Consider the following 17,606-nt stretch of genomic DNA (forward strand, 5'->3'; position numbering starts at 1 on the left):
CTGCCGGGCCTGCGCTTCTCTATTGAATTGGAATGGTTTTCCGGGCAGGGTTTCCTGACCCGGAAATCTGCAGCAGGTGATTATGTCCGTCCAGCGCGCGAGCTTCTATATTCTACTGGCACTGGTCACCATCGCCTTTGCATGGCTGCTGTTGCCTTATTATTCGGCGGTTCTCTGGGCAGTCATTCTCGCCGTGGTTTTCTCGCCAGTACAACAACGCCTGGAACGTCTGCTCGGCGGCAGGAAAAACATTGCCGCTCTGCTTTCAGTACTGATGTGCATCTGTCTGGTCATCATTCCAATGCTCGCGATTTTCGGTTCGCTGGTACAGGAGGGGAATTCTCTCTATCAACGCCTGAGCAGCCGTGAGTTTGATCTGAACAGCTATATCTCACGCATTCTGGGCGCCTTGCCGGATTCGCTGGAGGAGTGGCTGACCCGGTTCGAGCTGGGTGATTTCGCGGAATGGCGGGCGCGCATATCGTCTGCGATCATGCAGGGTAGTCAGCTTTTTGCCGGAAAACTGGTCAGCTTCGGCCAGAACACGCTGCAATTCTTCATCGGCTTCGGCATCATGCTCTATCTGCTGTTCTTCCTGTTTCGCGACGGTGCGGACCTTGGACGGAAGATCAGGCAGGCCATTCCGCTCAATGATGATTACACGCGGCAGTTTCTGGAAAAGTTCATCGCTGTCATCCGCGCGACGGTGAAAGGCAATATCATCATTGCCATCATTCAGGGCACGATCGGCGGTTTGACTTTCTGGTCCTTGGGCGTTGAGGCGGCTTTGCTCTGGGGCGTGTTGATGACATTCCTTTCCATGCTGCCAGCGGTCGGCGCAGCACTGGTCTGGGTGCCGGCAGCGGCCTGGTTCTTTGCAAGCGGAGAATGGATCAGCGGAGGCATTCTGGTTTTCGTGGGCGTGTTCGTGATCGGACTGGTCGATAATCTCCTGCGCCCGCCTCTGGTCGGAAAAGGCACCCGCATGCCGGATTATGTCGTGCTGATCTCCACGGTTGGGGGCATTTCACTGATCGGGATCAATGGTTTTGTGATTGGGCCGCTGATTGCCGCGATGTTCATTGCTGCGTGGTCGCTTCTGGCAGAAGAGCAGAAGGGGAATAGCTCCGCTCAACTGCCAAAGAACTAAATCTTACGCGACCTTCAGTTCCGCGATGGGAAGTCCGGTTTCGGTCATCTTGTTGTCGACACCATTTTCATCGAGAAACTGCTTCATCTCGGCATAGGTCTCGAACCATGCCCGGTTATACTTGTCGAACAACGACTGATCCCAATAGTCTTCCAGCCGGAAAGGCTTGTCGCTGAAGACGTCATAGCTCGGTATCTTGTAGGTTTCGGCAAATTCGGCTGTACGGCTGTCATAGGTGAAATAGATGGACGGCACACCGTTGGCCAGCGCCATCAGATTACCATGCAAGCGATAGCCGAGAACGAGCTGTTGCCTGCGCACCAGTTCCTCGTAATCGGCAACGACATCCGAATAGAACATGCGATGGCGATAGAGGTTTTCTATTGTCTCGTCGAAATACCAGTCTGCTGTCCAGCGATGGTTCTTGAGCGCTGCAATGGCCTCCTCCTTCTGCTCCGCAGTGCCGAAGACCATCTTCTTCTCATCGATCTCGCCCTGAGCCATCAAGGTCACATCGAAGCGCCCGGCCATGGTTTTGATAAGGTCGCGGTGACGCGTCAGATATTGCTCGATATCCTGTGCATAGGCTGGTGAAACCTCGCGGCGAACCGTAACGCCGACTTGAGTCACGTTTTCCAGTGGTGGCAACTTGATACGCAAATGCTGGTTGTTGCGGCGAAACGCAGTCGGACACCCGACGATGCGCACATTGCGGATGCCGATATCGTTCAGTACCTGCGCCGTGTAAGCGCCGCGCACACCGATGGATGTCGTCGAATCTGCAATGATGCGCAGGACCGCCTTGGTCTCTTCGGAAAGCTGTATTTCCCCTCTGACCGGCGCTTGTGCTCCGATACCGAATGCTATGACCGGCAGTTTAAGCCGTTGCAAGACCGGGATCGTGTCGCGCCAGTTCATATCCTTGTTGATATAGTTCGAACCGCGCAGGATCACATAATCATACTCTTCACGCAGCTGATCAATTTTCTCAGGTGAGAAATTGGTGATCGGAAGTTCGGAAGCCTTCTCGTAATTCATCAGTTTCAACGATGACTCGAACACGAAGGCATCGCCGATATTGTGATAATGATTGATGCTGCCCTGAACGTCGGTGTGACGATACCAGCGGACATTGTCGTGATCGTACACTTCTCCCGCAGGGATCATGACGAGGGCGCGTGCCATACGGTCTTCCTTCTGTTTCACTAAGGTCAAGCCAGGCTCAGCTTGCCTGAGAAAGAGCAGTTTGCGTAACTGCCGGTTTCTGTTTGCGGGGTTTTGACCCACGCAGCCGGTTGTAGAGGTCCAGATGTTCCTTTGCGCAATCGACATAGTGGACCGGATTGCGGATGGAATGATGCAGTCTATCCCATATGCTCGGCTCGCTGAGCACTTCTGTAAAACGGTCGGCCAGATCCTCGGCGCTGCGAACACGGAAATGCAGGCCGTCTTCGCCATCGCGGATTTTCTCAGCCATGCCGCCAATATTCGAGCAGATGACCGGACGGCGATGGTGCAGCGCCTCCTGAATGACAATGGGTGAATTTTCCCACCAGATTGAGGGCATGACCACCCAGTCGACCGACTGCATGAGGCGCGGCATTTCAGCATTCTGGTACGCACCATAGAAACGCACACGCGGACCAGCCTCTTCAATCAATTTCTGCATGCGCTCCTGAAAAGCGGGCGGTTGCTTTTCCAGATTGCCGCCGAAGATCATCAGGCGGGAATCCTCGCCCCATACCTGTTCCGGCACACGCGATACGGCATCGACCAGAACGTCTATGCCCTTGAACGGGTTGATCTGACCGAAAAAGGCAAAGCGACTGCGACGCGGGTTCGGGCCGGTCAGCTCACGCGGAGGGGTAACATCACGGATGGCGATGCCGTTCTCGATGACTGCCATCTTGTCGGGGTTGAGGCCCCATTCCAGATAGCGGTTGGCAAGGAACTCGCTCGGCGACACAAATGCGTCGGCCAGTTCCAGCATGCCGCGCACGAAACGTTCGCGCTTGAGAAAACGCGCTGGCGGTATCTGCGGAAAACAGCCGTGGCAATCGATAGGGGACGCCTCGTTGCAGAGCTTGGAGGTGCCAGCTTTGACCATCTGGCCATCATTGTTGCAGATCGACAGGAATTCATGAAACGTCACCAGAATGATGCGATCCGGCAGTGCCTCGCGGATGGCAAAGAGCGTTTCAAGCCCGAGGCCGAGAACATGATGGAAATGCACGATGTCCGGATCGAAGTCGCGGACAAAGCGCAGCAGGTCACGGCGGATTTCATCGGTGTTCTTGTTCGACAGATAGAAGTGATCGTATTCGTCGGCATGGAACAGGATTTCGTCGCTGGCGCGCCGCATGCTCATGAGCGCCGTCGTGCCATGCCGCGGGATCGGATGAGCGGCGCGGGCCAGATAGACTGACTGAACATCGGGAATGGTGTTCAGCCCCTTGTGCAGATTGTAGGAAGCGATTTCACCGCCACCGAGCGAGATCGATGGGTGAGCGTGCGAGATGACGAGAACACGGAGTTTATCGCTCATGCGGGTTCCTCCACCTGTACGTTACGCCTGCCAGCGAGAATGGAGGACCACCGTGCATCGAAGACCTGCCGGTCAATGCGCTCAATGAGCGCTATGGTCGATGCCCTGTCAGTTACGGATGTATCGTCTGCTCCCAGCATCTGCGCTGATGGTAACCAATAGGAGCGCAAGCCCGATTGTTTGAGTTTCAATCCGAGATCCAGTCCCTTTTCATGGGTGCCGAGATAACCGCGCGTGAAACCACCGACGGAAAACAGGGCTTCACGCGGAAGGATGCAGCACTCGAACGTAGCCGTTGCGACTTCCGTCAAGGACATTCCTGAAACGGCGTCGATGGGATAACCGGCGTAGCGGCTAATCAGAGCGCGATCCGCCGACATGCCGGATTGCGGTCCGGCAACCCAGGTTCCCGCCCAGCGAATTGAATCATCCTCATAGGCAAGGGTGGGAGACAGCACGCAGTCCTTGTGCGCTTCATAGGCGCTGATGAGCTTGTTCAGCCATCCGGAGCGGCGCGGCAGCAGCGATCCGGCCAGAAATATGACCTGATCTGTCGAAACCGTGCGGGCGCCGACTTCCAGTGCATCGTAGAGGTCTTCCGACCCCGTAGCTGAAACGAGCCTGATACGCAGGCGGTAGAAATCCGCAAGACGCCTGATTTGTACGCCGACGCGATCAATGATCTCGGTTGCAGCTGCGATTACGATTGGCGCGATGCGGGTTTCGGGATCGAGCGCGAGAAGCGCCAGCAAAGGTTCGACTTCCTCGACGCGCTCGTCGATACCGATGATGATCGCAGGCCCTATCGCATCTTCGAAGGGGCCGAGATCGACTACACCAAAGACTTCCGGCGCAGGGCGGTTGACGCCGCGCAGCAGCGGCACGAGCTGCTGGTCGACAATATGGCGCAGCGCCCATGCATTTGGATCGGTCGCGCGGATTTGCCGTACGATAGCGTCACGCGAGGTGACGCGGGTTGGCGTCAATGGAAAAAATGCGCGCCGTCCGTCGCTGATTGCAAGTTCTAGATAGAATGGCGACGTGCTGTCGCCTGCAAGCTCGGGTGCGAAGGCAACGAAACCATGCGCGTGACGGCTGGGGTCCAGCCCGGCATTGAATGGCGGCTGATTGTCGAATTCGTGGGTGACGTCGGGCCGGTCGATGCGGGTCCAACTGGTATCGATCTGGATTTCACCGCGATGACGGCGCAGCTTCACACTTTCCACGTGGCTATCGGGATCGAGCAGCCAGCCCGAAACCAGCATGCCGCTGCCTTCCACCCGGAAGACATTGTCTATCCCCATCCGGACAGGAAAGGGAAGGCTGGATACCGTGTCGGCACCATCGAAACGGTTTGCGGCGGAACGCATGCGCAGCAGGATGTCTGTCGAGCTGCGTACCCGCGGCAGAATTGCCCGGATATGGCCCGGCGTTTCACGCGAGCCGGACAGCAGCCTGCGGTCGTAGACTTCGGTAAAACGCCAGCCCCTTCGCCCGCGAAACAGAAGCCGTTCGATATCAGTCGGTTCGACCGGTTCGTTGGCAAGAAGAAGGCCTGCAAATCCGGAAGCTTCATCATTGAGATCTGGCCGTGCGAAAACGCTGACTGCGCATTCCGCAAGCGAAGGGTTCTTGCCGCTGATCAGCAGCCGGGTTACCGCAGGTGTCAGATCCTGCGCCCAGCCCTGAACGAAAATCTCGCCTTCATCGCTGCCGCCGATGAGTTCGATGCAGCCGTCAGAACGGGCCCCCGCCTGTAGCAGAACGGTGATGGCCGAAAGTTTCTTCCGGCTGATAGGGCCGGAAATCAGACCTTCCACCAGTTCATCGATGACGCCCGGCAAGCTCGGTCCGGCTAGATCGCCGATCATGGCGACAAAATCGGCAATAGAAGCGGAGCGCGATGCGAAATTGTAGCGGGCGACCTTTGCCCGGTGTTGGAACATGATCGTCTTGAGAGTGCCACGGCGCAAAGCAGCCGTTGGCACGATGGCGACGAAACCATGTGTTCCGGCAGGTGAAGGCTCCCTGAGTGGCCATGTAATCAGGTTCGTCTTCACGCTCATGGCGGGGTCGCCATTCAGGAACGCTGTTACCTGATCGTTTGTTGCGCTGCCGATGCCGAGCACCAATGCCAGCGTGTCTTCGATCGCGCTGCCGACGACCATTTCGCCCTCCATCATCATGGGAGGGCGATCCGGTGCACGAGTTGGTCTTGCTGTCGGCCGCTGCGTGATAGGTCTCTCGTCTTGCGCCATAAGGTTTTTCCTCAGTGCATGACCGCGAGGGTCAGCAATGCGCCTGCGACAAAACCCGTCAAGACGGCAGCCAGCAAGAACAGGAACTTGAGGTCGCCGCCGCTGCGCTTGCGCACGTCATCCAGACGCTGTTCCAATCCTGCAACAACGCCGTCCATGCGCATGATGTGCACGTCAAGTTCGGTCATGCGCTGATGGAGGTCGGTTCGCAAACCGTCGACGGAACTTGCAATGTCGAGCAGTTCTGCCGGGGCGGCATTGCCGGATGCATCAAGGGTAGGCGCGACGCGTTGCAGCGAACGCTGATTGACTTGCAACTGGCGCTGCGCTGCCATCAGCATGTCGAGCTTGTCCAGAATGCGCGTCATCGGCGCGGCGATAAGCGCTTCGGCCGCCTGTTCGTCGGGCTTCGGTACGCGTAGCTTCTGCTCCGCGCCAGATGCATTGGCGGCGACGACAACGAGTTCGCCAGCCCGAGCAGCGGCAAACTGCGGCAGCATCACTTCAAAAGCATGCTTGCCATCGCCGATACCGTTGCGCTTCAGATCAGGACGATCCTTGTCGGCGGGTGCTTCAGCAATAGGCTTGTCGTCCAGCAAAACGCGGATCAGAAGCCGTTCTGTCGGAACGGATGGATCGAAGGCCCAGCCATAGAGACGGCCTTCCTCGATGGCATCAACGCGTCCTTTCATGGCTTCGGTCCTTTGAGGCGCGGCAGCGGCATTGGGTGCCGCTGCCTGTTTGGTTTCCCCCTCGGATGGAACTTTGGTCGCGATGTTCATGATTTACCTCTTATGCTGCCTCGACACGCGCGATACGCAATGTCCCGATCAGATCGAGATAGCGTGCAGCAGTCGTGTCGATGGTGTCCGGATGACGCGCATTCTCGCTGAGCGACTGGCGCAAGTCCGGGTTTTCCGCCATTCGACGCATCGCCTGGGCGAGCGCGAGCGGATCATTCGGCGGAACGGTAAGGCCATTGACCTCATTCTCAATCATTTCGGCCATTCCGCCGATATTGCTGCATATGACAGGACGGTTTTGTCCCTGTGCTTCCTGAATGACGAGCGGAGCATTTTCCCACCAGATCGACGGCATGATGGCGCAGTCGACGGACCGGATCAGCTGGGCAATGTCCTCACGACGATAAGCACCCCGACGCTGGACAAACGGCGATGTCTCGGCAAAGAGCTGGTCGATTTCGCTGACAAAGCTTTCGCTTTGGAATGGTGCTGCGCCGTGCACGCGCAATTCGAAATCGAAACCCTCGGAAATAAGCTGCTGTGCTGCTTCAAGCAGGACCGTTGCGCCCTTCCACGGATTGAGATTGCCGAAATAGCCGAAGACCGGCTTGTTGCGCTCGACCTGCCGCGTTTCGGCTGCGGGGCGTTCCGGTTGGCCATTGGGAATGACGCTGATCAGCTCTTCCGCAAGTCCCCATTCGACATAGCGTTGTTTCAGAAACTCACTCGGTGAGACGAATGCATCGACTGCGCTGAGGAGCGATTTGATATGCCGTTCACGCAGTACGAATTTATCAAGCGCGATGTCCTTGAAACAGGCATGGCAGCGGTCAGGACCGGCCCCATGACACAGTTCCTTTCCAGTGGTGCGAACCATCAGGCCATCATGGTGACAGATGGGGTAATAGTCGTGCAAAGTCAGAATGATGCGGCAATCCGGTAAAGTTCGGCGCACGATATGCGGGAATTCGGCGCCGAGCAAAAGCAGATGGTGCAGATGGACGACATCAGGCCGAAAATCCTGCAGTAGTTCGACAATGTCGGGAACGATCCCGTAAAGGTCGATCTGGCTCATGTAGAACCGGTCGAAATGACCGGACCAGAGCAGGATTTCATCGCCGCCGTTACCGATACTCTGGAAGCTTGTACCGGGACGGGCCTCACGATGCACCTTGTTAGTGGCACCCATGAACATGGCTTCGCAACCGGCGCGCTGATAGGCGCGGAATAGATCATGCGCGAAAATTTCAGTTCCGCCAGGGTGCAGAGATGGATGGTTATGGGCTGCTATGAGCACACGCTGGGCCATCAGGCAGCACCTCGCGAGGCGATGAAAAGATCCTGATAGTGATCCGCTTCGATGCCGCGCCAGTGACCGAAGGATCTTGCCTCTAGTGTCAGTTTCGCGCCGGCAAGCGCACGATCCAGAAAGCCGTTTTCAAACCCGACCGCCGCAAGCGGCGGCAATTCCGGTACGAACCAGCACGGTCCGTTGCCATGGCGTTCAAATGCAAGTCGTTTGTCCCGTTTGCCAAGGCGGTCGCGCGCGGCCACATCGTCCACGACGAAGGCCGTCATGAATAATTTTCCACCGGGAACGAGGACGCGAGAAATCTGGTCGAGATAGGTCTTGACCTCGTCTGACGTCAGATGCGTGACCACCGATGTCATGATGATGAAGTCGAAGCTCTTGTCCGCGAAAGGCAGGACGAGATTGAGCCCGTTGACCGCCCCTTTTGGGTTATAGAGGTCGTGGGCAATATCGATGTGTCGGAACTCGAAGTTCGGATAACGCGATGTGATGTTCTGGCGACACCAGTTCACGCCGCCTGCCACGGGATCAATCCCGGAATAGCGCGCTTTTGCCGAGTGGAGATATTGCGTCAGCGGCACTGCCATGCGACCGATACCCGAACCGATATCGAGCACACGGGCATCGGGTTGAAGCCCGCCCTTGCGAATGAAATGACCGAGAAATTCGGCGCCGACTGCACGATAATCCCCGTCGCCGACGAACACGCTGTTCGGGTCGGGGGAGGGCAAAAAGCGGTTCTTCAAAACAGACTGCATCAGCCAATCGATCTGCGCATCCGGTATTGCTGGTTTGGCTTCAAATTCTGGCTGTTTCAGCGCTACCACGTCCGTCAAGCGGCGCTCCTTTCAGATTTGGTCATGATCACATTGGACAGGTCGGCAGTGCCTTCCTGTTCCTGGGGCAGGACCATCAATTCGGTAATGTCATCATCCCAGCGCTGTGTGTGGAGCCAGGAATTATATTGGCTGGCGAGGCCGCGCATGTAATCCGTGCTGCGGCGGATTGAACGGCGCTCGAAATGGTAAAGTGCTACGGCGGGTTCATAGAATATCTGGAAGCCAAGTTGCCTGATCTTCAGGCAGAGATCGCTGTCCTCGTAGTCGCCGATGACATAGTCTTCCGTAAAGCCGCCGACGAGATCGAAGATATCCTTGCGTGTTATCAGGCACGCACCGGTAACCCCCGGCACCTCCCTCGAACGAAGCGCAGGCGGATAGTTGCCCGGCATACCCTTGTAATAATGGTGGTTCAGCCAGACACCCTGACGGTCGCGGGCAAAATAAAGCCCCGCATGTTGAAGCGAGCCATCCTCGAAAAGAAGGCGAGGGCCGATTGCTCCGAGCTTGGGCTGATCGAACAGAGGCTGGATCAGCTGCTGCAGCCAGCCATGTTCCGCAGGAACGACGTCGGAATTCAGCATCACGATAGTCGCTCCAGTCGCAATGCTGGCGCCTGCATTGCAGGCACGCGCATAACCACCATTTCGGTTCATGATGGCGAGCTTGAATGGCATGTCGTGCAGAATGTGCAAGCCGCCCAGCATATGCTCGGTGTCGTCCTGAATTTCAGGAGAATCCAGCACGAAAATGAACTCTGCATTCTCCATCAGCCAAGGGTCCGTCGCCATCGACGAGAACTGGAAACGCAGAAAATCCAGGTTACGGTAGAGTGGAATAACGATGGATGCGAGTGCGGAGGCGGGCGTTGTTCCGTAATCCTTCACTTCGGATATCCGTACTGTTGCGGCGAGCTTCTTCTCAACTTCGGTGAGAGCTGGTCCCAGAATATGCGAGAAGACGTGAGGCCTTGCTTGCTGCGGCGGCACGGACCGCAAGATGCGATTACGCTGCGCCGATGGCTCGAAGGGTTGCGGTGCGGGGACGAGGGGCGCGGTGGTGCCGGACGCGAGACGCATCTGGAACCGCGGCTGCAAGAGCGGCCCAAGATTCTGCACCGAAGGAAGCCAGGCTACAAAGCCCGTCACGTCCTGCTGTGGCGTATCTTCCCGCTTGGCAATTTTGGCTGGAAACTTGTGAAAGTTCGGCTTCAGTGACAGTGCGCTTCCGTTTTCGGGAATATATTCGATATCGGCAAGCATGGCGGCGGGGTCATGCATCCATCCGCCAACAATCAGTCCGCCATCGAGCGCCAATGCGAGATCGATTTCCGCTGCCGGATGGGTGGCAGATTGTGCGATCTGACGAACGGGGAGCGGAGTGCGCGTTTGCAGGTCGATGGCGACCGCAGCACCGGAAGGGCTTAGTTTGCCGAGCTGGCGAACAAGAAATTCCCGCAAAGCACCATTGCCCTGCCATTTGGTCCACCATTTGGCGAAATCTGTTTGTTCACCGGTCGTTGCCGCAAGCTTGCGAACGGCAACGCCTTTCTGGCCGGTGAACACCAGCAGCAGCGATGACGGCAGGTCTTGCGCTGCTTCCAGCAGAAAATGGCATGGCTGCCAGGCATTGCGAGCCTGCCTGCCCACCACAAATCGTGGCGGAATAACCGTGACGCTGCCGGGTGTGATGCCATAGATGGCCGAAATCTCGCCCAGCATCGGGTCGACTGCGGTTTCAAGAAGGTGATGTCCCTGAACCGGTTCGCCGCAATGCTGGGCCTCGCGCGGTTCCGGCGTCAATGCGAAAGTCAGGTCACGCACGAGGGATGCGAAAGTCTGGTTTCGCGACAGCCGGAAAGTGCTGCGCCACGTGGTCAGAATATTGGTCAGAAGCTTGATGTGGCCGGGTAAGGTGAGGTCGCTCACGACATACTCGACGTCAAAGGGAGCAAGCTCATTAGCTGGATACACGATAGCCTGAGCCGTAGGGCCGAGAGAGCCTGCGGAGAGCGAAAGTTCGACGGGTTCTTTACCCGTGCGCATGGCCCAAAACATGCGTAGGCCGCCATTCTCGAGCGGAATGCCAACGCTCAATAACGGAACCGGTTGGGTCGCCATTTCAAATGTGCATTTGGTGGTTGTGCGAGCCGGGCTTGGGATATCCCAGATGACCACAGCGACATCGGCGCAAAGACGGCAAATAGAGAGGTTCTCGGTTTTGCTTTCAGTGTCCGCCGAATGATCGAGGTTCAATGTGAGGCCCTTTCATTCTTGCAGGAAAGTTCGGCTTGCAGGAAGTTCCGGGCACACAAAAGCTAGGGAAGATGCGTGCCCGGTAAAGACGAAACGTGCCCGACGGGAGGATTGCCGGGCACGCTCTCAATTGTTCAATCAGTGAACAGTGAAGTACTGGTCGGGATGAGCCTGTACATCGTCTGCATTGGTGTTCACGAGGGTAACGGAATCGCCATTGCCGAGATCGACAACGACATTGCCACCAACCTGCGTGACACGATCGGCAAGATCGTCTGCGGAAGCGATATCAAGACCATTGATACCCTTCTGAATTTGCAGAATGTCTTCGCCGGGATTGAAGTCGAGAATGACGTCGTTTCCGCCGCCACCATTGAACAGGAATGTATCGCTGCCATTTCCGCCGATGAGAACGTCGTTTCCGGCGCCGCCATCGAGGATATCGCTGCCATTCCCACCGTAGAGAATGTCATTATGCGCGCCGCCAAAGAGCAGGTCGGAGCCGTTGCCGCCCTGGAGAATGTCATCTCCATTGCCGCCATACAGCACGTCGCTGCCATTGCCGCCGCTCAGGACGTCGTTTCCTTCATTACCGAAGAGAATGTCGTTCCCGTTTTCGCCGAACAGGGTGTCGTTACCCGTGCCGCCGAAAAGGATGTCACTCCCGTTACCGCCGAAGACAGTGTCGTTACCATCGCCTCCGAATACGAGATCATCACCGCCATGGGCGCGGATGAAATCGTCAAAGCGGGAGCCGAACAACACGTCGTCGTAGGCGCCGCCTTCTAAAGTGGCCATCTGCTTCTCCTTGTGTTCCTGTATGGGGTTTCCACAAGCCGGAATGCTCCGACCATTATGCTCTTAGTAGTCTGCTCTGCATTAACTGGAATTGCAACATTGGTAATTGGTATAAATTTGGCAACGATAAGTAACAAATTATTACCATTAATTTATATTACAGTTATGTAAACAAAAATATGAATGATATTTATATTCACTATAATTTCTATTTAAGTTGTATTTACATAGAAATTAGTTCTAAATTTGAAATATCGGAGTGATGAAAAGAAAAATGAAAATATTTCAATGAGATGACGCCGCGCATGAAATGTCATGCGCGGCGTCCCTTCTTTTCGGAATTTCAACCTATGATCGAGTTTTACTTTGAAATTATCTGATCATTAATCTTCACGGAATGCCCGGTTCAAACTATCAGTGATAGGTGAGACCAAGTAATCGATGGCGCGACGCTCCTTGTGCACGATGATTACCTCGGCGGGCATGCCAGGATAAAGTCGGGCAGTCGGATTTGCGGCAAGTGACGCCGGAGTAATTTCGGCTCGCGCGACGAAAAATGCGGTATCTGTCTTTTCATCGAGCGATTGATCGGCGGCAATATAGGTCAGTTTGCCGTCTAGCGGTGCCATCGAGCGTTGATTGTAGGCGGTTAACCGGATCTGTGCGCCTGCACCAACCGAGATGCTGTCGATATCACGCGGGCTGATTTTCATTTCAACGACCAAAGGTTCGTTCTCAGGAACGATATCCATGATCGCTTCGCCCGGCGCGATGACGCCGCCCGGTGTTCGCAGCCGGATGTTCGCGACGATACCATCCTGCGGCGAGCGAACTTCCACGCGACGCATCACGTCCTTGGCGGCAACGATACGTTCCTGCACATCTGAAAGTTCGACCTGGCTGGAGGTGATCTCGCCAGCGATTTCCGACTGGAGATCGCTTTCGATCCCTGTCAGGGCGAACTCTGCACCGGCTTTAGCTTGTTCGGCTTTCGCCTTGTCACCGGCATATTCGCCGCGGTCGCCCGCAAGCTGGCTAAGGCGTGTATCGATTTCCGTGAGCTTCGATTTCTGGGCAAAGCCCTTTTCAACGAGGCTGGCAATCGCCTTGCGCTGTTCGCTGATAAGCTCGATCTGCCGGTCGGTGGCCGCTATCTGCGATGTGGAGGCCTTGGCCTGTTCAGTATATTGCTCGATGGTCTTCTGCTGGATGTCGATCTTGCTCAGTTTCTGCGCAAGTCGTTTCTGGAAGAAGATGTTTTCGGCGCGAATGGCGTTCTGTGCATTCTCGCCGTCATCGGCGAAACCTTCCGGAAAACTGATTTCTTTTTCGCCGGATTGCTCGGCGCGCAGGCGGGCCAGTTTTGCGATCAGGCCGATGCGCCTGCTCTCCAGAGATTGGAGATCGGAGCGTGCCTTGGTGTCGTCAAGCCGGAGCAGGGGTTGGCCGACTTTGACTATGTCGCCTTCCTGCACGAGCAGACGATCAAGAATGCCACCTTCGAGATGGCTGATTGTCTTGCGCTTGGAATCGACAATCACCGTGCCCATTGCGACTGCCGCACTTCCCAGATTAGCGGAATAAGCCCAGGCGAAGAATCCACCGAAAGCGACACCGATTGTGGCGAGGCCTGCAATGATGAGACCGCGCAGCGGTGATCTCGAATCCTCTCGTTCCAGATCAAGCGCCCATTCAGGTTTGACACTGCCGAAACGGGTGAGAGTTTTGTGATCCGACGATTCTGCTCGCGGCGCGAGCAGGCTGGAAACACGACGAGAAATGACTGATTTACCCATCATGCGTTCGCTGCTCCCATTTGCGGGCCGTTATTGGCAGGTGTCAGTGATGCGACGACATCGGTGCGCGGACCGAACTGTGAAATCCGCCCGTTTTCGAGTACCAGCAGCTTGTCGGCGACCTGCATGATAGATGGCCGATGTGCGATCATGATGACAATGGCGCCGTCGTCGCGGGCATGTTCGACGGCTCGAATCAGTGCACGTTCGCCAACGGCGTCGAGATTTGAATTCGGCTCATCGAGAACGATCAGGCGCGGGCGGTTGTAGAGGCAGCGGGCGAGCCCGATTCTCTGGCGCTGACCGCCAGAGAGGGTGAGGCGACCGTCGCCGACCGGCGTGTCATAGCCGAGCGGCATGCGTCCGATCATCTCGTGCACATCGGCAAGGCGCGCGGCTTCCAGCACGCGATGCGGGTCGCTGTCACCCATGCGGGCGATGTTGTCCTTGATGGTTCCATCAAGAAGTGAGACCGACTGCGGCAGATAGCCGGCAATCTCACCGAAAGAGCCACGTTCCCAGAGATAAACGTTATTGCCGTCGAGGAAAACGCCGCCTGACGTGGGTTTGACGATACCGATCAACAGTCGGGCCAGCGTTGATTTACCGGCAGCCGAAGGACCGACGACGCCCAGCACTTCACCTGGCGAAATCGAGAAGGAGATGCCCTTGATGATCGGAACGTCGACGCCCGGCGCTGCATAGATCAGCTTGTCGATCACGAGATCGCCGTTGGGTCGCGGTGTTGGCATGGTCTGGCGAACGGCCAGATTTTCCGAAAGCAATGACTGAACGCGTTTCCAGCTGGCAATTGCGCTGACCCACTGGCGCCAGTTTTCAACGATTCGATCGAACGGCATCAGCAAACGACCGATGATGATGCTGGTTGCGATCATGGCGCCGGGAGTGATTTCCTGCTGCATGGCAAGCAGCGTGCCGATACCGAGCGATCCAATCTGGATGATGAAACGTGCCGTGCGGGCAATCGAGGATAGGGCACGGGCGCGTGTTCCACCAAGATCGAGTACTTCCAGCGCCTGAACCTGCATCGTTCGCCATCGACGAGCGAGCGCTGGAAGCATGCCCATGGCTTCGATGACTTCGGCGTGGCGCAAGCTGCTGCCGATTTTGGAAACCGCTTCGATGTTAGCTTGATTCGCCTCCTGAATCAGATTTCGGGTCAAAAGGTCGGTGAGCAGACCACACGCCACCAGAATGATGACGGCGACGAGACCGATCACGCCCAACATCGGGTGAAGCAGGAACAGAACGCCGAGGAAAATCGGCGACCATGCCGCATCGAGCGGAGCATTGATGGCCGGGGATGTAAGGAAACTGCGCAACTCGTTGAGATCGCGCAACGTCTGCGTCGCTTTCGGCATCCCCTGATTCACAGAGGCCTGCACCGCTGCTGTCAGAACCGCGAGGTTCAGGCGGCGCACGAGCGCGCTGCCCATGGCCTGGAAGGAAAGCGAGCGGATATATTCCAGCACGCCGAACACCAGCATCGCACCAATGGCGAGCACGGTCAGCATGGTGAGCGTGTCCATGCTTCGGCTGTTCAGCACCCTATCATGAACCTGCAACATATAGAGAGGTACAGTGAGTTGTAGCAAATTGATACAGGCGCTCAGCAGCACTGCATAAAGTAGTCCCGACAGGAAAACGCGGCGGGCCTTGAAAATCAGGCCTTTGGGCGTAGTTACCGAATCGTCCTGCCCCTTTTTGTGCGCAGGGCTCTTGCCAATCGATTTGAATTCGCGAGTATCATTCATACGCTATCTGCCTTGGAATGGTCACAGGTGGCGGATATCCCTAAAAACTGTGTGCTAGTTCTCAAGATCAGTAAAGTAATACTGCAGAGAATGTGACAGAAAAAAGGTTCTTACGGCGGGGAAATGCGAAAGGAGCAAAGAAAATATAACTGCAAATTTCTTCAAAATTTGAAGTAAAATTGAAAATGGAGAGCAAAAGATGCAAAAACTTCTACACGAGGGAGTGGAAGTCGAAACATCAGTCGATGGCTTTACTGCCGTTGATTTTCCTGAAGTTACCGCCGAAAAACAGGAACGCAGACATCCGGTCCATACAGTCGTTATCACGCATTTCGAACTGGCCCGGATGATAGAACGAGTAAACCGCCGCTTTGTGAGCTTGCTAAAAACCGAGCTGACGAAGTTGGGCGTGGAAGATATCGGCCCGGCCCAGACCCTGGTTCTGATGGCTATCGGCGATGTCGAGCTCACTGTGGGTGAATTACTGGATCGCGGACATTACGTCGGTTCCAACATTTCCTATTATCTTAAACAGCTTACCGATGGTGGGTATGTTGATCGTGTCGCCTCGCAGAGGGACAAACGGTCTGCCCGTATCCGCCTGACGGACAAGGGTGAGCGGCTGTGTGCAAGCTTGCGGAATGCAAGCCGGGCCTACAACCATATCCTCACTCGCGATGATGACGATCTCAGAAATCTCGAGATCGCCTATCAGACTCTGCACAGACTGGAACTCGTGTGGGGTAACGCCGCACGATTTGGCATTTGATGTGTTGCGACGCTTTTCGGCCACTAGCCGAGCACGTTTCGTAACATGCGTATAGCATTTGTGCACAGGCGCGGTTTCGGCCAGTTTGCTGCTTTAGCCGAAAGTCTGGCTACCAGCGGACATGATGTAAGCCTGATCTGCGAGACAGTGGACCGTCGCCTCCCAGCGGTCCGCGTCATCCGCCACAGAGTGGAATCTGGTCCTCGCACCGGCGGTGCGATGGCCAGATATCTCGAAGTACCCGATCATCATACGAGGATCGGGTACCGTGTGGCCGAAACCCTGGAATCCATGGCTCATCAAGGCCAGGCGCCCGATATCGTCATCGGTCATATTGGTTGGGGCAGCATGATGTTCGTCAAGGACGTGCTGCCCTCAGCACCAGCTCTTGGTTATTGCGAGTTTTTCTACCGTGCCAATGGTGCGGATGTAGGATTTGCGCCCGGCGACCGACCAGACATCGAAACTCGCAAGCGTCTGCGTTTGCGCAACATGGCCCAGCTCGTCACCCTTGAGGGAATCGATGGTGGGTTTAGCCCGACACACTGGCAGAAAAGCCTCTACCCTCGTTCCGTGCAAAATCGCATCGCCGTGGTGCACGAAGGGGTGGATACAAAACTCTTCTATCCAGACCGTCACGCCACGATTCAGCTGCCCGATGGACGCACGCTGAAGGCAGGAGAATCGCGCGTGATTACATTCGTCGCACGCGATCTCGAACCCTATCGTGGATTTCCGCAAGCGCTTGAAGCCGCTGCCAAGGTCGTTCGGCAGAACGATGATGCGATCTTCGTTTTTGTTGGCGGTGATGGTGTCAGCTATGGAACGCCGCCGCCCGGTGGCGGATCGTGGCGCGAGCATCTGGTCAAGAATTTGGATCTGCCGCCGGATCGCATCGTATTTCCTGGTACAATTCCGCACGCCCAACTCCGTAAGCTCTACCAGATATCCACCGCACATATTTATCTGACATATCCGTTCGTCCTGTCCTGGTCGGTGGTGGAAGCGATGGCCTGCGGCGCGCTTATCATCGGTTCGGACACGCCGCCTGTTCGGGAAGTGATCCGCTCAGGTCAAAACGGGCTGCTCGTGCCGTTTTTTGACTCGGATGTGTTGGCGGAAGTGATCATGAATGTCCTTCGCGATCCCGATGCATGCCTCCAGATGCGTGCAGCTGCACGCCGGACAGTCGAAAATCGGTTCAAGCTGTCGGATTGTTTACAGCAGCAAAAAACCTTGATCGATGCAGTATTGAACGGGAGATAGTCAGTATGTGGCGACAATCGGGCGTGCAAACAGTGATAATGAAATATAAAATGCCGTATTTCTGCGTGTTTACGACGTAGGCGCAATATATGTGCACATT

13 protein-coding genes are annotated in these 17,606 nt (G+C 56.1%); 3 read left to right on the forward strand and 10 right to left on the reverse strand.

Annotation, left to right across the window (positions count from 1 at the left end):
• Nucleotides 1–82: 82 nt before the first annotated feature.
• Nucleotides 83–1,150: an AI-2E family transporter gene (locus tag CES86_RS11140; protein WP_029927638.1), complete on the forward strand. Its 1,068-nt coding sequence runs from the start codon at nt 83–85 to the stop codon at nt 1,148–1,150.
• 3 nt (nt 1,151–1,153) lie between these two features.
• On the opposite strand, the gene CES86_RS11145 is transcribed toward CES86_RS11140, so the two are convergent.
• The 10 genes from CES86_RS11145 to CES86_RS11190 form a co-directional block, all read right to left on the reverse strand.
• Nucleotides 1,154–2,335, reverse strand: a complete 1,182-nt coding sequence (locus CES86_RS11145) for a polysaccharide pyruvyl transferase family protein (protein ID WP_010658626.1) — start codon at nt 2,333–2,335, stop codon at nt 1,154–1,156.
• 37 nt (nt 2,336–2,372) lie between these two features.
• Nucleotides 2,373–3,695, reverse strand: coding sequence for a glycosyltransferase family 4 protein (locus tag CES86_RS11150; RefSeq protein ID WP_029927636.1), 1,323 nt, complete (start codon nt 3,693–3,695; stop codon nt 2,373–2,375).
• Nucleotides 3,692–5,863 (reverse strand): glycosyltransferase family 2 protein, encoded by a 2,172-nt coding sequence (locus CES86_RS11155; protein ID WP_235819908.1) that lies wholly within the window; start codon nt 5,861–5,863, stop codon nt 3,692–3,694. The genes CES86_RS11150 and CES86_RS11155 overlap by 4 nt, the downstream gene beginning before the upstream one ends.
• Nucleotides 5,864–5,964: 101 nt before the next feature.
• A complete protein-coding gene (locus CES86_RS11160) occupies nt 5,965–6,735 on the reverse strand; it encodes a hypothetical protein (RefSeq protein ID WP_029927632.1) in 771 nt (256 codons plus the stop codon).
• Nucleotides 6,736–6,745: 10 nt separating this feature from the next.
• The gene (locus CES86_RS11165) at nt 6,746–8,005 is read right to left on the reverse strand and encodes a glycosyltransferase family 4 protein (RefSeq protein ID WP_029927630.1); all 1,260 of its coding nucleotides are present in this window, start codon (nt 8,003–8,005) and stop codon (nt 6,746–6,748) included.
• The gene (locus tag CES86_RS11170) at nt 8,005–8,844 is read right to left on the reverse strand and encodes a class I SAM-dependent methyltransferase (RefSeq protein WP_029927628.1); all 840 of its coding nucleotides are present in this window, start codon (nt 8,842–8,844) and stop codon (nt 8,005–8,007) included. Before CES86_RS11170 ends, CES86_RS11165 begins: the two co-directional genes overlap by 1 nt.
• Nucleotides 8,841–11,102 (reverse strand): glycosyltransferase family 2 protein, encoded by a 2,262-nt coding sequence (locus tag CES86_RS11175; RefSeq protein ID WP_029927625.1) that lies wholly within the window; start codon nt 11,100–11,102, stop codon nt 8,841–8,843. Before CES86_RS11175 ends, CES86_RS11170 begins: the two co-directional genes overlap by 4 nt.
• A 138-nt stretch (nt 11,103–11,240) precedes the next feature.
• Nucleotides 11,241–11,900, reverse strand: coding sequence for a calcium-binding protein (locus tag CES86_RS11180; RefSeq protein ID WP_010658633.1), 660 nt, complete (start codon nt 11,898–11,900; stop codon nt 11,241–11,243).
• 383 nt (nt 11,901–12,283) lie between these two features.
• A complete protein-coding gene (locus CES86_RS11185) occupies nt 12,284–13,699 on the reverse strand; it encodes an HlyD family type I secretion periplasmic adaptor subunit (protein ID WP_029927624.1) in 1,416 nt (471 codons plus the stop codon).
• The gene (locus CES86_RS11190; protein WP_012092860.1) at nt 13,696–15,471 is read right to left on the reverse strand and encodes a type I secretion system permease/ATPase; all 1,776 of its coding nucleotides are present in this window, start codon (nt 15,469–15,471) and stop codon (nt 13,696–13,698) included. Before CES86_RS11190 ends, CES86_RS11185 begins: the two co-directional genes overlap by 4 nt.
• Before the next feature lie 199 nt (nt 15,472–15,670).
• Between CES86_RS11190 and CES86_RS11195 the strand changes: the two genes are divergently transcribed.
• Nucleotides 15,671–16,240 (forward strand): MarR family winged helix-turn-helix transcriptional regulator, encoded by a 570-nt coding sequence (locus CES86_RS11195; RefSeq protein ID WP_010658636.1) that lies wholly within the window; start codon nt 15,671–15,673, stop codon nt 16,238–16,240.
• Nucleotides 16,241–16,285: 45 nt separating this feature from the next.
• Nucleotides 16,286–17,506 (forward strand): glycosyltransferase family 4 protein, encoded by a 1,221-nt coding sequence (locus CES86_RS11200; protein WP_012092861.1) that lies wholly within the window; start codon nt 16,286–16,288, stop codon nt 17,504–17,506.
• Nucleotides 17,507–17,606: the final 100 nt, after the last annotated feature.

The sequence above is a fragment of the Brucella lupini genome (assembly GCF_002252535.1).
Lineage (GTDB): Bacteria > Pseudomonadota > Alphaproteobacteria > Rhizobiales > Rhizobiaceae > Brucella > Brucella anthropi.

What these genes read in the sequence shown, in the direction of transcription:
- CES86_RS11140 (WP_029927638.1), top strand. Translation starts at nt 83, where the DNA reads ATGTCCGTCCAGCGCGCGAGCTTCTATATTCTACTGGCACTGGTCACC.
- CES86_RS11145 (WP_010658626.1), bottom strand. Translation starts at nt 2,335, where the DNA reads ATGGCACGCGCCCTCGTCATGATCCCTGCGGGAGAAGTGTACGATCAC.
- CES86_RS11150 (WP_029927636.1), bottom strand. Translation starts at nt 3,695, where the DNA reads ATGAGCGATAAACTCCGTGTTCTCGTCATCTCGCACGCTCACCCATCG.
- CES86_RS11155 (WP_235819908.1), bottom strand. Translation starts at nt 5,863, where the DNA reads ATGGTCGTCGGCAGCGCGATCGAAGACACGCTGGCATTGGTGCTCGGC.
- CES86_RS11160 (WP_029927632.1), bottom strand. Translation starts at nt 6,735, where the DNA reads ATGAACATCGCGACCAAAGTTCCATCCGAGGGGGAAACCAAACAGGCA.
- CES86_RS11165 (WP_029927630.1), bottom strand. Translation starts at nt 8,005, where the DNA reads ATGGCCCAGCGTGTGCTCATAGCAGCCCATAACCATCCATCTCTGCAC.
- CES86_RS11180 (WP_010658633.1), bottom strand. Translation starts at nt 11,900, where the DNA reads ATGGCCACTTTAGAAGGCGGCGCCTACGACGACGTGTTGTTCGGCTCC.
- CES86_RS11185 (WP_029927624.1), bottom strand. Translation starts at nt 13,699, where the DNA reads ATGATGGGTAAATCAGTCATTTCTCGTCGTGTTTCCAGCCTGCTCGCG.
- CES86_RS11190 (WP_012092860.1), bottom strand. Translation starts at nt 15,471, where the DNA reads ATGAATGATACTCGCGAATTCAAATCGATTGGCAAGAGCCCTGCGCAC.
- CES86_RS11195 (WP_010658636.1), top strand. Translation starts at nt 15,671, where the DNA reads ATGCAAAAACTTCTACACGAGGGAGTGGAAGTCGAAACATCAGTCGAT.
- CES86_RS11200 (WP_012092861.1), top strand. Translation starts at nt 16,286, where the DNA reads ATGCGTATAGCATTTGTGCACAGGCGCGGTTTCGGCCAGTTTGCTGCT.